Source organism: Streptomyces sp. YS-3 (assembly GCF_045257485.1).
Taxonomy (GTDB): domain Bacteria; phylum Actinomycetota; class Actinomycetes; order Streptomycetales; family Streptomycetaceae; genus Streptomyces.
The window spans coordinates 1-628 of the sequence record NZ_JBJHPC010001179.1 but is presented as its reverse complement, the minus strand read 5'-3'; the positions used below and the strand labels follow the sequence as shown (position 1 = coordinate 628).

Annotated in this window: 1 pseudogene; it reads right to left on the bottom strand. The window is 70.9% G+C overall.

From position 1 onward, the window contains the following. Positions 1 to 243: 243 nt before the first annotated feature. A pseudogene (locus ACJA3G_RS38205) lies at positions 244 to 628 on the bottom strand (hypothetical protein); the annotation flags it as partial.

Sequence of the window (628 nt, the reverse complement as noted above, 5' to 3'; positions counted from 1 at the left end):
CCCCGTCGACTCCGCTGCATGCCCCCCCCAGCCGTCCTCCGGACGTGCGGCGTACACGGACAACAGGACCCCCGCAGGAGGAGGCTCGGCGAAGACGTCACCGGCCGATACGGACTCATGCCACCGCAGCATCCGGACCACTGACACCAAACCCAGACAGCCAACCGGCCGCCGACCAGCACATAGATGGCTTCCACCGACGACACGCGAAGCCGGACGCCTCAGCGACAGATCCCCCGAACTTCACACGGTGATCCAGCGGTCTTCGCTGCGCCGTCGGGGCGGCGCGGCCTTCGCAGGCGCGGACAGCAGGTCCCCCACCGGGCCCTCAGTGGACACGGTGTGGTGCTCGATGAACCGCAGGGCGGTGCGCATCACGGCCGGCGGACGTCGCCTGTGGCAGACGGCGACCAGGTGCACGCCGGTGCGCTCGCGCAGCGCTAGCAGGTGTGACCAGCACCGGGCATCCAGCAGGTGGGCGCGCAGCACGGTGAGCCGGGTGACGGGCAGGGCCGACATCCAGGCGCCGACGATGTTCCAGACGGGCGGGCCCTGCTTTCCCCAGTCACCCGGCAGTTCGGGCGGTTTGCCGAGGGCGGCGAGGATGTCGAAGGCGAGGGTCTGGGGG